General features: G+C 58.1%; 13 protein-coding genes. 6 read left to right on the top strand and 7 right to left on the bottom strand.

The window, feature by feature from the left end; translation table 11 throughout:
• Positions 1–539 precede the first annotated feature (539 nt).
• The 4 genes from VGU61_RS17055 to VGU61_RS17070 all read left to right on the top strand — a co-directional run bounded on the left by VGU61_RS17055 (position 540) and on the right by VGU61_RS17070 (position 4,382).
• Positions 540–1,046 carry a DUF2199 domain-containing protein gene (locus VGU61_RS17055; RefSeq protein ID WP_326860405.1) on the top strand — a complete coding sequence of 169 codons (507 nt, stop codon included), beginning with the start codon at positions 540–542 and terminating at the stop codon, positions 1,044–1,046.
• Positions 1,047–1,446: 400 nt separating this feature from the next.
• A complete protein-coding gene (locus VGU61_RS17060; RefSeq protein WP_326860406.1) occupies positions 1,447–1,845 on the top strand; it encodes a VOC family protein in 399 nt (132 codons plus the stop codon).
• Positions 1,846–2,754: 909 nt separating this feature from the next.
• Positions 2,755–3,231 carry a hypothetical protein gene (locus tag VGU61_RS17065; protein ID WP_326860407.1) on the top strand — a complete coding sequence of 159 codons (477 nt, stop codon included), beginning with the start codon at positions 2,755–2,757 and terminating at the stop codon, positions 3,229–3,231.
• A gap of 386 nt (positions 3,232–3,617) precedes the next feature.
• Positions 3,618–4,382 (top strand): hypothetical protein, encoded by a 765-nt coding sequence (locus VGU61_RS17070; RefSeq protein ID WP_326860408.1) that lies wholly within the window; start codon positions 3,618–3,620, stop codon positions 4,380–4,382.
• Here the strand turns inward: VGU61_RS17070 and VGU61_RS17075 are convergent.
• On the bottom strand, positions 4,369–4,548 hold the full coding sequence (locus tag VGU61_RS17075; protein ID WP_326860409.1) for a hypothetical protein: 180 nt from the start codon (positions 4,546–4,548) through the stop codon (positions 4,369–4,371). The genes VGU61_RS17070 and VGU61_RS17075 overlap by 14 nt on opposite strands.
• A gap of 158 nt (positions 4,549–4,706) precedes the next feature.
• On the opposite strand from VGU61_RS17075, the gene VGU61_RS17080 reads away from it, so the two are divergent.
• On the top strand, positions 4,707–7,622 hold the full coding sequence (locus VGU61_RS17080; protein ID WP_326860410.1) for a putative bifunctional diguanylate cyclase/phosphodiesterase: 2,916 nt from the start codon (positions 4,707–4,709) through the stop codon (positions 7,620–7,622).
• An 8-nt stretch (positions 7,623–7,630) separates the two neighbouring features.
• Here VGU61_RS17080 and VGU61_RS17085 read toward each other — a convergent pair whose 3' ends face one another.
• Entirely contained in the window at positions 7,631–8,941 is a 1,311-nt protein-coding gene (locus VGU61_RS17085) for a flavin-containing monooxygenase (protein ID WP_326860411.1), read from the bottom strand.
• Positions 8,928–9,911, bottom strand: a complete 984-nt coding sequence (locus VGU61_RS17090; RefSeq protein WP_326860412.1) for an NAD-dependent epimerase/dehydratase family protein — start codon at positions 9,909–9,911, stop codon at positions 8,928–8,930. The genes VGU61_RS17085 and VGU61_RS17090 overlap by 14 nt, the downstream gene beginning before the upstream one ends.
• A 497-nt stretch (positions 9,912–10,408) precedes the next feature.
• Here VGU61_RS17090 and VGU61_RS17095 point away from each other — a divergent pair, with 497 nt between their 5' ends.
• Positions 10,409–12,499, top strand: coding sequence for a ShET2/EspL2 family type III secretion system effector toxin (locus VGU61_RS17095; protein WP_326860413.1), 2,091 nt, complete (start codon positions 10,409–10,411; stop codon positions 12,497–12,499).
• 13 nt (positions 12,500–12,512) lie between these two features.
• On the opposite strand, the gene VGU61_RS17100 is transcribed toward VGU61_RS17095, so the two are convergent.
• The 4 genes from VGU61_RS17100 to VGU61_RS17115 all read right to left on the bottom strand — a co-directional run.
• Complete coding sequence (locus VGU61_RS17100) at positions 12,513–13,352, bottom strand: YaiO family outer membrane beta-barrel protein (protein ID WP_326860414.1); 840 nt, start codon at positions 13,350–13,352, stop codon at positions 12,513–12,515.
• A 203-nt stretch (positions 13,353–13,555) separates the two neighbouring features.
• Complete coding sequence (locus VGU61_RS17105; RefSeq protein ID WP_326860415.1) at positions 13,556–14,986, bottom strand: glycosyltransferase; 1,431 nt, start codon at positions 14,984–14,986, stop codon at positions 13,556–13,558.
• On the bottom strand, positions 14,983–16,116 hold the full coding sequence (locus VGU61_RS17110; protein ID WP_326860416.1) for a HEAT repeat domain-containing protein: 1,134 nt from the start codon (positions 16,114–16,116) through the stop codon (positions 14,983–14,985). The genes VGU61_RS17105 and VGU61_RS17110 overlap by 4 nt, the downstream gene beginning before the upstream one ends.
• Positions 16,117–16,174: 58 nt before the next feature.
• The coding region (locus VGU61_RS17115) for a GDP-mannose 4,6-dehydratase (RefSeq protein ID WP_326860417.1) at positions 16,175–17,081 on the bottom strand (907 nt) is incomplete at its 5' end.

Genomic DNA, 17,081 nt, shown 5'->3' on the forward strand with positions numbered 1-17,081 from the left:
TGCGGCAGCAGTGAAGATGTTCTTCAGCCTGCCTGGCAGAGCGGCAACGAACCCTGGCATCTCGAACCGAACCTGAATTGGCTGACCAATTTCACGAGAAGGTAGGTTAGACCTCTTGACGCCTCTGTCCGCCGGGTTGGCGGCAGAGGCTTTTGTTTTGTTACTGCTTTATGGCCGGTTTCCTAACACGTTCCTCAATACATATCGGTTACTAAGCCATAACTTACACGCGTTTTCGATGGCGGAAACAATTGACACAGGTGTAACATCTTGCACAATAGTCATGGACACGTTCCATCTGTGAATCGTAATGCATTTGACGAATACAGCGGGACAGGTTTTGCCGCAACTTACGAGAACAAATGATGCAGTGTAGGCAATGCCTGTTTCGCGGTCATTTATCGCTATGCGCATATGCAGATTCGTGCCAAATTTTGGATTGATGGAGATTTAGCCAAATGCAGTCACAGTGCTTACCGGCTAAGTCGCATGCATGCCGGGCATAACTGTCCTATAACTAGGAATTGGCAGGACCAATCATGGCAGCAATTTTCGCGTTTAAATGCCTAAGCTGTGCCGAAATCCATGAAGGAGCACCAAGCTTCGCTTTTCGCGCCCCTGCACCATTTCTCGAGCAAGCGAAAGAAGTGCAGGAAGCGGGAATGATTGGATCAGACTTGTGCTGGTACGAAGACGAAGATGGACATAACTTTTTTGTAAGAGTGTGTCTAGAGGTGCCGATCATCGGAGTATCTGAACCATTCACTTGGGGCGTATGGGCATCGTTGAGTGAGGTCAGTTTCAATCCCTATCGTGAAACATATGATTCACCAGACCCGAGCGCTTCATATTTTGGTTGGCTCTCCAACTATCTACCGTACTATGAAAATACATATGCGTTGAAAACACAGGTTAGGCCAAGGGCAGATGGGATTAGACCGTTCCTGGAGTTGGAAAAAACCAGGCATCCGTTATCGATTGATTTTTATGAAGGGATTAGCGTTGAAAGAGCGCAGGAAATCGCCGAAGCACTCTTGCACCGCTAACACATCACTCGACTCGGCCGCCTTGCGCCGGTCAAGTCAGTTTTAAATGGCACCAGCAATTGCCTCAGAAGGGCAGGATAGCCTCCATGAATTTAGATGAGATTCACGAGCTACTTACCAAAGATATCGGCCTCCTCGTAGATTCTCGCGAGCGAGGTAATGGGAGAACCTACTTTTTCAAGAAAGTCTCATGGATGCCGTCCGACTCCACAAGGGTCTGTCGTGTCCTCTGGGATGGTTCGTCGACGCCCACATCGATTCAACTATGTATTTCCTCCGACAACAACAATAGTGTATTCCTGCGCACTCCGCTTCTTTACGACCGCGTGCTTGCCGCCGTTTTAGCGGAGATTGCAAATCTGAAGGCAATAAGAAGGCGGTCGAAAGACACCTTGGACGCATGATCGACCACACAGGAATCAGGGTATCGGATCTATCGCTAAGCAAGGCGTTCTATTGCAAGACACTTGGCGCGCTGGGTTATAAGGTCTGTCTTGAAGTAAGCGGTGCGGTCAGTTTTGGCGCGCAGCAAAGCAGTCATGACGATCCGGGTGGCGATTTCTGGTTGTTTCAGGGTGAGCCATATGCTCCGCGCACTCATATCGCTTTTCGGGCGATGAGCGAAGAACAGGTTGACTGCTTCTTTCGACAGGCGATCTCTGCGGGAGGCAAAGACAACGGGCAGCCGGGTTTGCGTCCCCACTACCACAAGCGCTACTATGCCGCGTACATCCTCGATCCAGATGGCTATAACATTGAAGCCGTATTCCATCAGGGCCGCCCTGGCGAGGCAATCTGAAGCCGTTGCGGACCCAATATTCAGCCGGGGAGCTACGGTCTCGCGCCATTACCGTTCGGCCAGTATCACGATGAAAGTGTTTGCGAACGCTGTAGTGCTGACGATACTTTTATTCCTATTGCCGTGCATGGAGATGTGGCAGGAGGTAGGCTTTCGCGATCCCACTCAACAGGACGATACGCACGAAGCTCATCGGTGAAATCCTCAAACGTTCGGAATGGATAAAGTCGACTATATTTCGTGGGGTGTTTCGGGAGCTTGCCTGACAAGTTCGCTCATGTTTCCCACTCACGCAACGACCGTCTGGATGGCAGGCGTAGCGCTGTTGCTTCCTGTTTTGTGGCATCAATTGCGGAGGCCAGTGAATTATGAATCCTTGGCATTTGACGCTGAAGGTTTTGTCTTTCGGCCTCGCACGGGTTCGGCCCCGGCGCTGAAGTGGTCGGAGATAACAGACGCTTTCTACTGCCGGTACTTCGAACCGTTGGCCAATCAGGTTGAAACCTATTGAATGTTTTATCGCAAGCAGGGCGGCGTGGTAGAAGTGCTTGTCGAGTGGCCGCATAGGAAAGTGTTTGCGCGCGCAGTCGAGCAAACCTGAAGCTGGTGTCCACCGAGGCCATACGTAAGGCGATGAAGCGACGTGAAGAAGGCCGGTGGTCAGTCATGCGAAATGCAGACGCTGACTGACATGCAAATGAAGACACCCGGCTTCGCCGCTGGATATCCAGTACATTGGATCGCGAAATGAACAAGACCTATGCATGGAGGTGCTTGGCCTGTGGGGCAAGCAACATGCCGGACGAGTCCCGGTGCGTTGCCTGCGCGTGTCCGAGCAGCCCTACCTGCACGGATATTGAGGCATGCAAGCCCAAGCCCTCCCTGCTTGAGCATGATAGGGAAACTAAGTTGCTTGACGAAGATAGGCAGCGAATCGGGCGATCTTTAGTGACGAGTAAATATAGGCGCTTTTATATCGCAAGCCTTTGCTTGTATGTTGCGTCGATGTTACTGCCAAGTGGTGCCGGGCTCTACATGTTGATGTTTGGATGGATTGACGCCGGCGCAGGTATCTCTCCGGGATGGTTTGCGAACGTTTTCATGATTTTTGCCTTTCTACTTGCGGCAAAGGGACGGGATCCCCGGCCATGGTGCTGGCTGCCGGGCTGTGCATTGTTCCTGATGCTGGGGGCACCTTTTGTGTTTCCGTTATCGAAGGATGCCATGGGGCTTCAGATAACTTTCTTGCTTTGGCTGGCATCGCCCATACTTTTGCTGCTCGGTATGTGGCGGTATCGCAGGGTGCACGCCCACGCTCTGCGCATGGATGACAAATCCAATCTGCTGCCGGGTGCAGCGCGCAACACAGGCCATTCTCAACGTTAGTTTTCGATCATCAATGTTGCCCGGCTTCGCAAGCGCTCTATTCTGGGCCGGCCTCTTAAGGTTGATCGCCCGGTCAGAAAGGGTGGGTCATATTGGCAGGAACTAACGAAGCGATGTGAAGTGCACCATGAACAAAAGGCCAAGATTTTATTTAGATAAGCCAAGCTACTAACTACCTCACACAGCGGGCGGCCCCGCTGCTCATAAACTCTTCCTCAATTTCACTGCCGGAATTTGCTTCCTTACGGAACTATTTTCCTGCAGGAAATCTCTGACGCAGGCACGGTTGATTCCTACAAGCAACCGATTTGCCAAGCATGCATGGATTCGCAGTCATGGAATCGCTTGCATTGCTTGTCCGATTTCACCGTTGTCAGGAGAGACGTATGACCATGCAATTATCGCCAGCAAACTTTCATGCCGCATCGTCGAACGTCAGGCCTCTCCTGATGCCCTCGTTTCCTCGGACCGAAACTATCGAGGAGACGTTGCCCTTTACGGTGCGCATGGCGAGCGATGCGCAAGCGCTTTCGAAAGCGGTGGAAATACGTCACGCCGCCTACAAGCGGCATGTGCCGCTGTTTGCCGAATCCTTGAAGGAGCCGGAGGCAACCGACGCTGAAGACGGCGTGGTGGTACTGCTTGCGGAGTCCAAACTCGACGGCACCGCATTGGGCACGATGCGTATCCAGACCAACCGTTTCAAGCCGCTCTGTCTCGAGCAATCGGTTGCCTTGCCTGATTCGCTGGCAGGGCGTACGCTGGCCGAAGCCACGCGCCTCGGCGTGACGGAGCAGCGGATCGGCCGCGTGGTGAAGAATGTGCTCTTCAAGGCGTTTTATCTGTATTGCCGGGACAGCGGCGTCCATTCGATGGTGGTTGCCGGCAGGGCGCCGATCGATCGGCAGTATGCGCGATTGATGTTCGAGGATGTCTATCCCGAGAAGGGGTTCATTCCGCTGCGCCATGCCGGCGATATGCCGCATCGCATCATGCGTCTCAAGGTCGCCGATGCGAAGGCAAAGTGGCAGGACGCTATGCATCCCCTGTATGACTTTTTCATCCGTACATCGCATCCCGACATTCATGTAGGCGCAACGAAGAATAATGTGTTGCCGTTCGCACCCCTGAAGACGCTCAGGCTGCGATAATCTTGCACTGTTCGGCGAGCGTGATGACTGCAGCACCAAACTGCTTTCCTCCCTCGCCGATGCCCTCGGCGCAGACATGGACAAGCGACGCTGCATGTCTTATTCGCCACATCCCACCCCAGGTCGATTGACCTGCATCAAGCAAAGCCGACTTGTCCGTCGGCATATCTATTTCCCGTAGAACGTTCCGCAATTCTTTCCTATTCTGGAACGAAGAGTAATAGCGTCTGGTCGTACTTTGTACATCATCTGCGAAAGCGGAAGCATTTGCCTCGCCGCGTCATTCTAACGGCAGTCACATCTCCGGCCATCGCTTGCGAACTTATGCCTCAACAGTTGGTACAGCGGAAAACTACGGCTTCACCCATCCACGATGCGCTGGACAGGTTCCTGTCGTGGCTGGGGACGTACGCGCTGCCGGCGGCAATCATGGTGATGTCCCTTGTGGCCATCACCGGCTGGCAATCGTATTTCCAGGTCGAAGACGCGCAGCAGTTGCAGTTTCAGTATCTTGAGGAGACGGGAAAGCCGCTCTCTCCCGAGCAGGCCAGATCCGGTTTGCTTGGGCAGCCAGGCGTCCAGCGCTTCGACAGCGGTCGCTCGGAGGCGCCGTTCTGGTTCCGGTTCTCATTCTCCGACATGCCCGCCGACCAGGGCGTGACGGTGGAATTCCCGTCGCGTCATATGACCGAAATCACTTGCTGGGAAGAGGACGCTTTCAGCGTCGTCGGTGCAGCCACGCGTGCGCAGGCGAGCGGAAACATCAGCAGGATGAAAGCGGGGTTTGCGCTCGGTCCTTATGCACTGACCGAAACTGCCTTCCTGTGCCGGGCGCGCTTTGTGGGCCCGGCCAGCCTGACGTTGTTGCAATGGCGAGCCGAAGATCTTGCGGTGTCCGCGCAGAAGTTTCACCGCGAATCGGGATTGCTGGACGGCGGGCTGATCGTGCTTGCGCTGTTCATGCTCATTACCGCGCTGATCATCCGTCAAACGATCTATGTCCTGTTCTCCGCCTGGCTGATCGTCAATCTCCGGCTGGCTGCGCTGTCGGCCGGATGGGATGTCCAATGGCTGGGGCAGACCGTGCCGCACAACCTGGTTTTCCAGATGCGCCTGGTGACCACGGCCATTTATTACGTACTGACCGTCACCATGTTCAGGACCCTGTTCCGCGACGATCTGGCGCGTCTCGGCTCGCCGGTTCCCATGCGTATGGTGCAGTGGATGTGCGTGGCACTGCTGCTGCTTTCGGTCTCTTTGTCATATCAGGCTTTCCTGCCGGTGCTGTGGGTGGCATCGGTCGTCACGGTACTGGTGGTCGGCTTTCTGCTCGTCCGCATCCTGCTGGCCCGGCGTACGCCGGTCGCGGTCTGGTATGCCGCCTCGTTCGCCATCACCATGGTGGCCGGCATTTCCGAAGTGATCTCGGCTGCCTTCGGCTTCCGGGGGACGATAGGTACGATCAACAGCGTCACCGCCGCGCTGTCATCCAGCCTGCTCGCGGCACTCGCCGTGGCCGAGCATATACGCATGGAGCACAGGGAGCGGATCAATGCGCAGGAGGAACTCGAGCATACCTATGAAGCCATGCCGATCGGCTTGTTCACCCTCGACCTGGAGGGGCGCTTCAAGAGCGCCAATCCGGCATTGTGCAACATGCTCGGCGATGAGGTGATGAAAGGCGGTGGTGCGGAGTGGGAACGTTATTTTCAGCCGGGTTCCTGGAGCGAGTTGCTGACCATGGTGCATATGCAGCCCGACGGCGAACTGGAGATCGACGACGCCGGGCAGGACGGCACCGGAGCGCGGAAGCGGTTTCTCGTCAAGGCTACCCTGGCACGCGGCAAGATCGAAGGTTCGCTGCAGGATGTCACCGAAAAATCCGCTGCGATACGGGAATTGATGTATCTCGCGGAGAATGATCCGCTGACGAAAGTATTCAACCGGCGCGGCATCGAAGACACGCTCGCCCGCGCCATGCAGCAACTGGCGGAGGGCAGGCCGCTCTCCCTGGCATACCTCAACATCAACCGCTTCGCGATCATCAACAACCTGTACGGCCATGCCGTCGGGGATGCGATATTGCGCATGGTGTGCGAACGGGTCAAAGGCATGCTGGCGACAGGGCAACAGATGGGCCGTGTCGGCGGCGACGAATTCGTTATCGTCATGCCGGACACGTCGATCCAGCTTGCCGCCTGGACCTGCCGCGGCATCATCGCCGCCGTCGGGGACCAGACCTACGGCATTGCGGACAAGGCGTTGCAGGTGCATTGTTCCATCGGCCTGATCGAGATCAGCGAGCCCACGCATATCAAGGATGCGCTGGCGCTGGCGGACCGTGCCTGCCGCGAAGCGAAAAAGGGTGCGCAGCTGGTGGTGTATGAGAAGGATGCGAATATCTTCCGCCAGCGCGAGGCCGAATTCTCGCTGGCCGAGCATCTGTCCGGCCAGCTCGCGACGAATGGCCTGTATCTCGATATGCAGCCCATCATGTCCCTGAAGGACCCGCATGCATCGCTCAACTTCGAAGTCCTGGTCCGCATGCGCGGCAGGGACGGCGCTCTCGTTTCCGCCGACCGGCTCATTCCCGCCGCCGAGGGATATGGGCGCACCGGCGTGATCGACCGCTGGGTGATGTCGACGACGCTGGAGTGGATCAACACGCACCTCCCGCGCCTGTCCAATACCCAGTTCGTCTGCATGAATCTCAACGGCGCGTCATTGAACGACGGCCGCTTCGTCAGGGATGCATTCGACATGCTGGAAAGAATGCCGCGCGCCGCCAGCCGCCTCTGCATCGAGATCACCGAAAGCGTCGCGCTGCACGACCTCGGTAACACCCGCGACTTCATCGACCGGGTGCGCAGCTGCGGCGCCAAGGTGGCGCTGGATGACTTTGGCGCCGGCTATACCTCATTCTCGTATCTTAGGGATCTGCCGGCCGATGTGCTAAAGATCGACGGCAGCTTCATCGTCAACATGGTCGCGCATCCGGCGAACGTCGCCATCGTCGAGGCGATCGTCAGCCTCGCGCTCAGCCTCGGCATGAAAACCATCGCTGAATGGGCGGAGGACAACGTCACCGTGCAGACGCTGTCCGACATCGGCGTCGATTATGTACAGGGCTATGCGATCGCACGGCCGCAACGCCCGGAACATATTCTGGCGGCGGCGTCGGCGGCGGCATTCATCCAGAACGCCGAACTGGCCTATTCCATGCGGCGGCTCAGCGCCTGATCCAGGGCCTATGTACCGGCCATGCGCCGCTGCATATCCTTGCGCAATGCCGCCGCATACTCCCGGAAATCCACTTCCAGCGTGTAGCGAGCCGAGCCGACATAACGCTTCGCGATCCGGCGGGCATGCAGGGCGATTTCCCGCTCCATCGTCTCCCGTCCGGGCAGCGCGGTCTCGCCCGCCAGCACCGATGCCAGCCAGCGCGCCTGTATTTCGACCAGCGGGATCGTCGGGCCGATCGGCTGCACCAGTCCGACCATATAGAGTCCCGGCAGGTGGGGCGGCAGCATGCGCCGGTACAGGGACACGCTGCCGTCGCGCACTTCAAACAGCGAAGGATCGATGAAGGGAAAGCTGGCCCGGTATCCGGTGGCGTAAATAATCGCATCCACCGGCGCGATCTGCCCGTTCTCGAACGCAACGCTGTCCCTGCGCAGTTCCTTCACGTTCGGCGCGATCCGTATCCACCCGTGACCGACGTAGGGCAGCAACTCCTGGCTGAGAGTCGCATGTTCCTGCCAGATTGAATGCGTCGGGCGCGGTACGCCGTAGCGGGCCTGGTCGCCGACGGCGAGAAACATCAGCCGGCGGATCAGCGCCCGCGTCACCCGTGTCGGCAGCTTCAGCTTGCGGGAGAAGAAGGCCGACCAGCGGTCGGTGGGAATGCCCATGATGTACTTCGGCATGATCCAGGCGCTGCGCCGCGTGGACAGCGTGGTGCTTTTTGCCGTCTTGCAGACATCGACCGCGATATCCACCGCCGAGTTGCCGATGCCGACGATGAGCACGTTCTTGTCCCTGAACGGCTCGGCGGTGCGGTAGTAATGCGAATGCATCGCCGTGCCGCTGAAGCTGCCGGGAAAATCCGGATAGCGCGGGTCCCACAGATGACCGTTGGCCACCAGCACGGCGCGGTAGCGGCGCACTTCGCTATCGTGCAGACGCACATCCCATGCGCCGTCCGCGGCCGGTCGCACATCCTCGACCCGCGTCCTGAAGCGGATATGCGGCCGGACGCCGAAGCGCTCGGCGTAGGCTTCCAGGTGTTCCATCACCTGGTAATGCGACAGGAAGTCGGGATAGTGACCCGCGATGGGGAAGTCGGAATAGCCGAGGTTGTTGCGGCTGGTATCGATATGCAGGCTGCGGTAGGCGGACGACAAGCCGTTGTCGTTTTCGTAGCGCCACATGCCGCCGATGTCGGAACCGAGTTCGAAGCACTCGAAGGCGATACCCTTTTCCTTGAGGGCCTTGGCGGCCGCCACGCCGGAGGAGCCGGCGCCGACGATGCAGACGGGCAGCGACTCAGGTCCGGCCAAGCGCGGTCTCCTTGTAGTCGTTGATGATGGCGGCAATCGATGCGTCGCCGGCAATACCGAGCCGGAGCGCCGTTCCCGATGTGAAGGCGCGCGGCCAGCCGTTCACGATCCGCTGCATGGCCTCGTCGCGTTGCCAGATGATGCGGCCGGACGGCGTGCCTGCTCCGGCCTTGTCTACCGCGGCGGCGATGTCGGCCGGCGTGACCGTCAATGAGGGCAGATTCATCGCGCGGGTGGCGCCGAATGCGGAGGACGGAATCTCCGATGCGCGGATGAGCCCGGCAGCGGCGGTTCCCGCCGAGGCCACGGGAAACCGGGTGCCCGCATCCAGCGGGCATACCGCGTCCCTGCCGTTCAGCGGTTCGCGGATGAGGGCGGAAATGCGGTCCGATACGCTGGCGGTCGGCGGACCCGGATGCGTAAGCACGATCGGCAGGCGCAGCGTGCGGCCATCCACGAAGCCCCTGCGCGAATAATCATTGATCAGCAGTTCGGCAATCGCCTTATGCGTGCCATACGAAGTCTGCGGTGTCTGGGCAACATGATCGTCCACGGTGACGGGCAGCGGTCCGCCAAAGGTGGAGATGGAGCTGGCGAACACGAAAACAGGCGCCTTGCCCGAGTGACGGCAGCATTCCAGAAGGCGCATGAGCGCATGAACATTCACTTCCAGTCCATGCACAAAATCCATTTCCGCATCAAGCGTGAGCGTCGCCGCAAGGTGAAATACCACATCGACGCCGGTGGCGAATACGTGGTCCAGGAATCGGGCATCGCAGATGTCGCCCTGCAGCATGCTTATGGGAATGCCGCCCTGCGCAGCCGGCGGCAGGGGCTTGCTGTCGACCAGGATCAGTTCGGTGATGGGTCGCGCCGGACCGCCCTGCTGACGAAGTGCACCGCGCCCAAGCAGGGACGCGCGCAGCCGCGTGCCGATAAACCCTGCGGCGCCAATGACGAGAACTTTCATAGGCAACTCCTGTGCAAACAGTTTGCGGATCTGGATCAATACCGGTCCCCATTGCAAGGATGGGGCGCTTCGGCGGCAGTGCCGTCTTGCCAGACCGTCAATGAATGCTACCAAAACTATCGGATCATGTTTTGACCGAACGTGGTTTCCGTCCGCCGTCGAAGACTTGCATACCCATCGGCCGCACGACCGGCGGAAATCTGTCCGCGCGTTGGAAGGAACTGCGCCACATCGGGATGTCACTCATGAATACAACGACGTGAGAAAGTGGAGCGCGTTTCCTCAAAAGGACTTTGGCTACCGGGAAGAAAGCGGCGATGCACTGCTTCTCACACAGCCAGGCTGGTTCTGTGGCCTCAAGGTTTCCTGTACGCGGCAACAGCCTTCAAAGGTGATGGATGATTTGTGTTCTGCCGCGAAAGCCTCGACAAAGGGCGACATCTTTGGTCCGGTAACCGGTGTTTCCTCAGTGAAGCGACTTTTGAAAGTTTCCTGCAATGTATCAAGCCATTGGAAAACCAGCTTTCCCGTCCGGCATGCCAGCGCAGCCTGGTACGCAATCCACGGAGCGCGAGGTGCTCACATCCGCCATTCGCGCAAACGATGCGCACATGTTGGGACGGCTCCTGTCCAGGCCGCACCATGATGTTTCTCCCATACTGCTGGACCTTCTGGCACAGGCATGCGAACACAAATGCTCTAGTGCGGTCATGCGTACTATCCTTGAGCACAAGGCATTTTCAGTCTACGCGGTCTTCGGCCCACGGAAGGAAACCGCGCTTGATATCGCCATCAAGCACAATGACTTCCCCTTGGCCTCCGACCTTCTGAATCGTGGCGCCGACCCGGACGAGTGCAGAGGTATCCTTCGCAGTGACGAAATGCGCCATGCGTACTCCTGCGTCAGGATCCGCAACCACCTCTATCCGCAAGGGAAACTGCCGCAGGACGCGACCGATCTTGATCGTGCCCTGTTGGGCGGAGAGTGGGATCGCGCAACCGACTTTATGAAAACACTTCTTAATGTCAACAACATTGATGGAACGCGCATCATGCTGACAACTGCGCATCTGAAAAGCCGCTCTGTCCACAACAATGTTGAAGCATCCGTCATGCTGGCGTGGCGGGCTGCGGTTAAGGACAATCGAACCGATGTTCTGCGTGCAATCATCATGTTGGGCTACGCCTCCGCCCATCGCACATTGCGCTTGTCGCAGGAGGAGAAAGACAAGTTGGCCGATCCCGGCATCATCGCGGCCATAAAGGAACTTCCCACTTTTTCTCCCAAGCGGAAGACACTGGAAATGTTAAATGGCCTGGCTTCCTTCAAGGGCGTGAAGAAAAAGATCGTGTGCCGGCACTTGGTTACTCATCAGCACGATGTGCAGTCGGCTGGTCCGGCAATCAAATTTGACTACGATACGCATTTCAGGGGCCTGGCAACAATATCAAAGCGGGTCAAGCCGGATGTCGAAGCAAAATTCAGGCATCTGATGGCGAGAGCATCTGAAACCTACCTGATCAAGAACACGGAGTTCGGCGCGTTTCTCGCTCGGCAGTTCGAAGAAATGGAACGCCGCGCCGGAGCTGGCATGCCGACAGCCAAGCTCTTGACGGTAGGCTCCGACAATCATGTGATGAGTTTTGGGTTGAGGATCAAGTACAAGGAAGGCAGAAAAATTTATGTCGCGAAATTTTATGATCCGAATATTACGAGAACGCATGTACGCAGCGCGTCTGGCAGCTTGAAAACGTTTGAAACCCACAAGCTGGCAATGTATATCAATGGTTACAGGTCGATGAAAGATTATTACCCTGAAGGGGATGCCCATTCATTGGTGCATGCACGCCCTGTGACAACAAGAAATGCCGATGGATCTTTCCTGTCTGCCAAAATGCCGGAGAACAGGACGCTGACAAACGCAATAGACGAGGGCGAAGCTAGCGCTTCGATTATTTCGATATTGCTGGCTCGTGGTTTTTCGGGAAATTTGCGGCAATTGAAGAAAGAGATAGAGGGATGGCCTGAGGCTAAAAAAATAGCGCTTGTTGATGTGTTGTCGGACCCTTTGAAATGCGCGTTAATGGATGGGTATGCCGATGCAGTCAAGGCATTTGGAGAAATATCGAATTTGGTTCCGGAACATGCTCGCACAAAGGCGGTCGTCGCAAGAAGTGAGAGTAGCGCAGGGACTTGCGGGATCCATTCGCTATTGATTTCCAAAATTCCGAATGAGGATGAGGTCGATGCCACGATCAAGGAGTATGAAGCGCTGCTCTCCGGGCTGCCGGAGCAGTCACTTTACGAACTGCTCGCAACAAAGGACAGTTCGGGTAAGCCATGGCTGCATGGCGCCCTGCGGAACAACGATCTGAAGGCAGTGCGCCGCTACATCAGGATCGTCAACGATATGGCGCCGGGACTAAGCAAGGAGAAGCGGACCGACCTGCTCAATGTCATCAAAAGCTGCCATGCATTCCGGCTTGGTGGCAAATGGATCGACCATCCCCATTACATCCTGGCGAAGACAAAGCATCCGGAGTTTTACAAGGAGTTCAAGGCCATGAAAACCGCCCTCAAGGCCTGAAGCTCAGACTGCTTCAAAAGGCGTAATCCAGCCCGACGGTAATGCCGTTCCGGTTATAGAAGTCACCCTGGCGGGTATGCCCGATCGCGTAATTCGCCGACCAGTTGTTGTTCAGCCAGTGCCGCCCGAAGATTGCGATGGTGCGCACATCGGCCAGCACCACGCCCGTGCCCACGTTGGAGGCTTCGCGACCGCCCGATAGCGAGATGCTGACTGAATTCCGGTCGCCGTAGTAGTAACCGCCGCGCAGTTCCGTGCTGTTGGCGCCGCTGCCGAAGGCGCGGGAGGGCCGGAGCGCGACCGCCCAGCTGAAGTTGGAGAAATAATGCTCCAGCATCAGCAATCCCTGGTTCACCCGCACATCATTGAATTCGGTGGTCTTGATGCCGCCATGACCGAGCCAGCCGCGCGTGAATTCATACTGGAATGCGCCGCCCAGCGAATATTTCGCCAGCACGCGGTGCGTCGGGCTGTAGCTCCCCTGGACACTGCCGCTGAGTTTGGCTGTGAGCGGCGTCGAGTACATGCCGCTGATCTGGTTGTCGTCCAGGTCGAACCGGCTGGAGCGGGTGAGGGCGCCATCGAAGATGCGGCGGCCGCCGAAATTCTTGTTCAGCCTGAAGTTGTAGTCATGCCAGCTCGGCTGCGTGCCGCTCAGATTCTCGTACGAGCCGGAGACGCCGACCATGGTACGGCGGTCCGATGTATCGGGCGGCGGTGTCGGCGCGCCGGTACGGGCGGTGCCACCGGCACCGCTGGGAGAAACGCTGTCGGGTATCGGCGTGGCCTGCTGCGCCATGACGAACGGGGCATGGGCAGCGAGGACGAAAAAGGCTACTTTCATCATGTTCATCTTATTCTCCAGGTAGCCGCAGGCATGACTGCGAAATGCCGCACATTGCGGCGTTGAAATAGTTATGTCGGTTCGTTGCGCATTCGCCAACGCGAAAGGGTGAGTATAAAAGCTGCGATTGCCATAAAGGATGATCTAGAACAAATGTCGGCAGGCATTATTTGGCGCATGGAAACTGCCTGGCGACGAAAAATCCTCCAAAGCTATCGCGTATTCCGCACGAATTTGTCCCAGCCCTTGTCGCCGCGCAGAAATTGCCAGGATCCACGCAGGCCTGCGTAAACCAGAATGGGCCGGTACAGCAGCAGATCCATCGGCCCCAGGATCAACAGCCGGGCCAGTTCGCGCACGCTGTAGCGCCGGTAGGCCTGGTCGTATAACAGGATCGCCATGGTGGTCGGGATGGCATTGGCGAAGACGACGGTTGCAAGAAACAACGTGTACATTTGCCAGTCGACCTGACCGAAGACGATGAGCAGGGCCAGCGCGAGGAAAGACAGGGTCTGCATCAGCGGCGCGAGCGCCTCGAAGATGATGTAGTACGGCACGCCGAGCATGCCGACGATGCCGTAACGCGGTTTCAGGAACATGCGACGGTAATGCCAGACGGTCTCCAGGGTCACGCGCTGCCAGCGCGCCCGCTGCCGCACCAGGGCCGACGCATTGTCCGGGCCTTCCGTCTGCGCCACCATTTCATGCAGCGACATGATCTGGTAGGGCCGTCCTTCGCGCAGGAATTTTTCATGGATGCGGAAGGTCATCTCGATGTCTTCGCAGGTGAAATTGCTGGAGAAGCCGCCGGCTTCGATCACCACATCCCGGCGCCATACGGCGAACGCGCCCGGAACGCACAGCATCGAACCGAGCTTGCTCCAGGCGAGACGGTAAATGATGAAGGACCGCATCAGGTCCAGGTGCTGGAGCCTGCCGAGCAGATTGCGCTCGAGCGCGAACGGCCCGTGTTCCGGTTCTTCTTCCGCCGCGCTGCCGCTGGCGACGCCCGGAATGTGGCTGATGCCGAACAGGCTGGTCACGCCGACCACCGTGGCCGGATCCTTGACCACCAGCGCCATGGCTTTCAGCAATGCATTGCGCATATAGACGGTGTCGCCGTCGACGCAGCAGACATAGCGGTGCCGGGCAAGTCCGAGCGCGCAGTTGATGGCGCTGGCCTTGCCGCCGTTGTTCTTGTGTACCACCAGCAGGCGCGGATCGATGCGGCTCGTGTAGCACCGGACCTTGTCGTACTGAGGCGGAAGCCGGCGGTCGGCAAGGTCGTAGGGCTCCAGATCATAGTGCTGGCGCAGTACGCCGAGAGTGTTGTCGGTCGAGCCATCGTCGACAAGAATGACTTCGAACTCCGGATAATTCTGGCGCAGCAGCGAGGCCACCGCCGCCAGCACGCCGGCTTCTTCATTGAATGCCGCAACGAGAATGCTCACCGTCGGTGTGAAGCGGGAGCGGGCGACGCCGGCGTGATCCTCGAAGCGCTGCTGCTGGCTGCGGTAACGTCCTTCGATCAGCGCGAGCACCAGCATCGTCAGCATCACCACCGCGACGAGTCCGGCATACGCCAGCGATATCAGGAATATCGCTTCCACCACCGTATTGAGCCAGGCGGGCACTGTCATCATGAACGTCTTTCCTCCGGTCTTGCGTGCACGGGTGTTTTCCTTCCCAGGTTGGTGAAATCGGCGAATGGCAGGGTAGGCAGTTCCGTGGAATCGGCGTCGGCGGCCTCGTGGGGCGCAGGAGCATGCATGGATTCATCGTGCCGGGTATCGCCCACCTGGTCGATCTCGGCAAGTGCCTCCCTGGCGGCCACGCGTACCCGCCACTCCGGATCATCCAGCATGGCAGCGATCGATTCCCTGAAGTCCGGCCAATGGAAGCGCGCCAGCGCCTTCACCGCATGTACCCGGACGAAGGGCACGTCGTCATACAGGAGCTTCAGAACGACCAGCGCTTCTTCGGATGCCCCCAGCAAGCCAAGGGTTTGCACCACCACCTTGCGCACCGCGGGATCGGGATCGTCGGCCAGCCGCGCGATCTTGTACAGCGGCACCTTCCCCTCGCTGTCCTGACGGGCGAGCAGGGCCACCGCCCAATAGCGGGCCTGCGTCGTGTTCACCTCCAGCAACGGTTCGAGCAGGTGGTTGAGCGGGATGGTGAATTTTTCAAGCTGCCTTGCAATGAAGGATGGCAGGAAGAGTTGCAGCCGCAATGCGGTGACCAGGATTTCCGCCGCACGCTCGTCCTGCAATTGACCGAGAAATACGATCGCGTTCGATACGACATCAGGGTCCTTGTCCTGCAGCGCATCGAACAGGAGCTCATGAATATGGTCGGCTTTCGCCCGTGTCAGTATGCATAGCGCGGAAATGCGTTCCCAGCGGTCGACACCCGGCCCTGCCCGCGAGGCGGCAGCAACCAGGCTTTCCGATCCCCAGTGCGACAGGGCATGCTCGGCGAACGCGGTGGCGACCGGCGTGTAGGGAGCGACATCGGTCGCGGTGCGATAGACCAGCGGCTTTGGCAATTGCGTGATGACAGGATTGCGGGACGTGGTCGGGACATCCGCCGTCAGCAACAGCGGCTGCGCGGCGGGCGAATGATCCAGTTCCCGCAGTTGCGATACCACCTTGCCTAGCCAGCGCCTGCGGCTGTCATGCCGCATGCGGCTCGTCAGCACAAAGATGGACATGCCCAGCCATGCGAGGAAGATGAATAGAAACAGGCCGAATTGAATTGAAAAAAAGTTCAACACACCCTCCGATGGGATAGACCTGTATCTTCCACCAGCACGACGGTTGCAGCAGCCATTATGTCCTGGCCATCTGCTGTTCCATGATGAGGTCGATGATCTGTTCGATGCCCACGCGCGGCTTGTATCCGGTCGCTTCCTCGATGCGCCTCAAGTCCGGTATGCGCCGCTGCATGTCCTCGAAATTCTCGTCGTAGGCGAGATGGTAGGGAATGAACACGATCTTCGAACTGCTGCGCGTTTTCTCCTTTACCAGCCTCGCCAGATCAAAAATCGTAATCTCCTCCGACGCGCCGATGTTGAACACCTTGCCGTAATGCTGCGGCTGCATGATCAGCTGCTTCATCGCCCAGACCACATCGCCGACGTAGCAGAAGCAACGCCGCTGATTGCCATCGCCGTACACGGTGATCGGTTCTTCCGCCAGCGCCTGTTCGACAAAGCGCGGCAGCACCATGCCGTAACGCGCCGATTGCCGTGGGCCGACGGTATTGAAATGCCGGCCGATGACGACCGACAGCTTGTGCTCGCGCGCGTAGGCCAGGCAAAGATGTTCATCGATCGCCTTGCTGCAGGCATACGACCATCTGCCCTTGGTGGTCGGGCCGAGCACGAGGTCGCCGTCTTCGTGGAAGGGAAGGGCGGTGGACTTTCCGTACACCTCCGACGTGGAAGCGAGATAAACGACTTTCCCTTTCGCGCTTGCAAGTTCGAGCACGAGATCGGTGCCGTTGACGATGTTGTGTATGGTTTCGATCGAGCTTGCCAGTACGCGGCGCGTGCCGACGACCGCAGCGAGGTGGCAAATGTAGTCGGCGCGATCGATCATCTCCGCCATCCGTTCGCGATTGAGCATCGTATCGACGACCATCGTGAATCGCGGGTGCTCGATCACCGACCGCAGGTTCTTCAATGAACCTGTCGAAAGATCATCGATGACCTGAACCTTGTGACCGTCCGCAATC

It is taken from the genome of Noviherbaspirillum sp., from assembly GCF_035944575.1.
Taxonomy (GTDB): domain Bacteria; phylum Pseudomonadota; class Gammaproteobacteria; order Burkholderiales; family Burkholderiaceae_D; genus Noviherbaspirillum.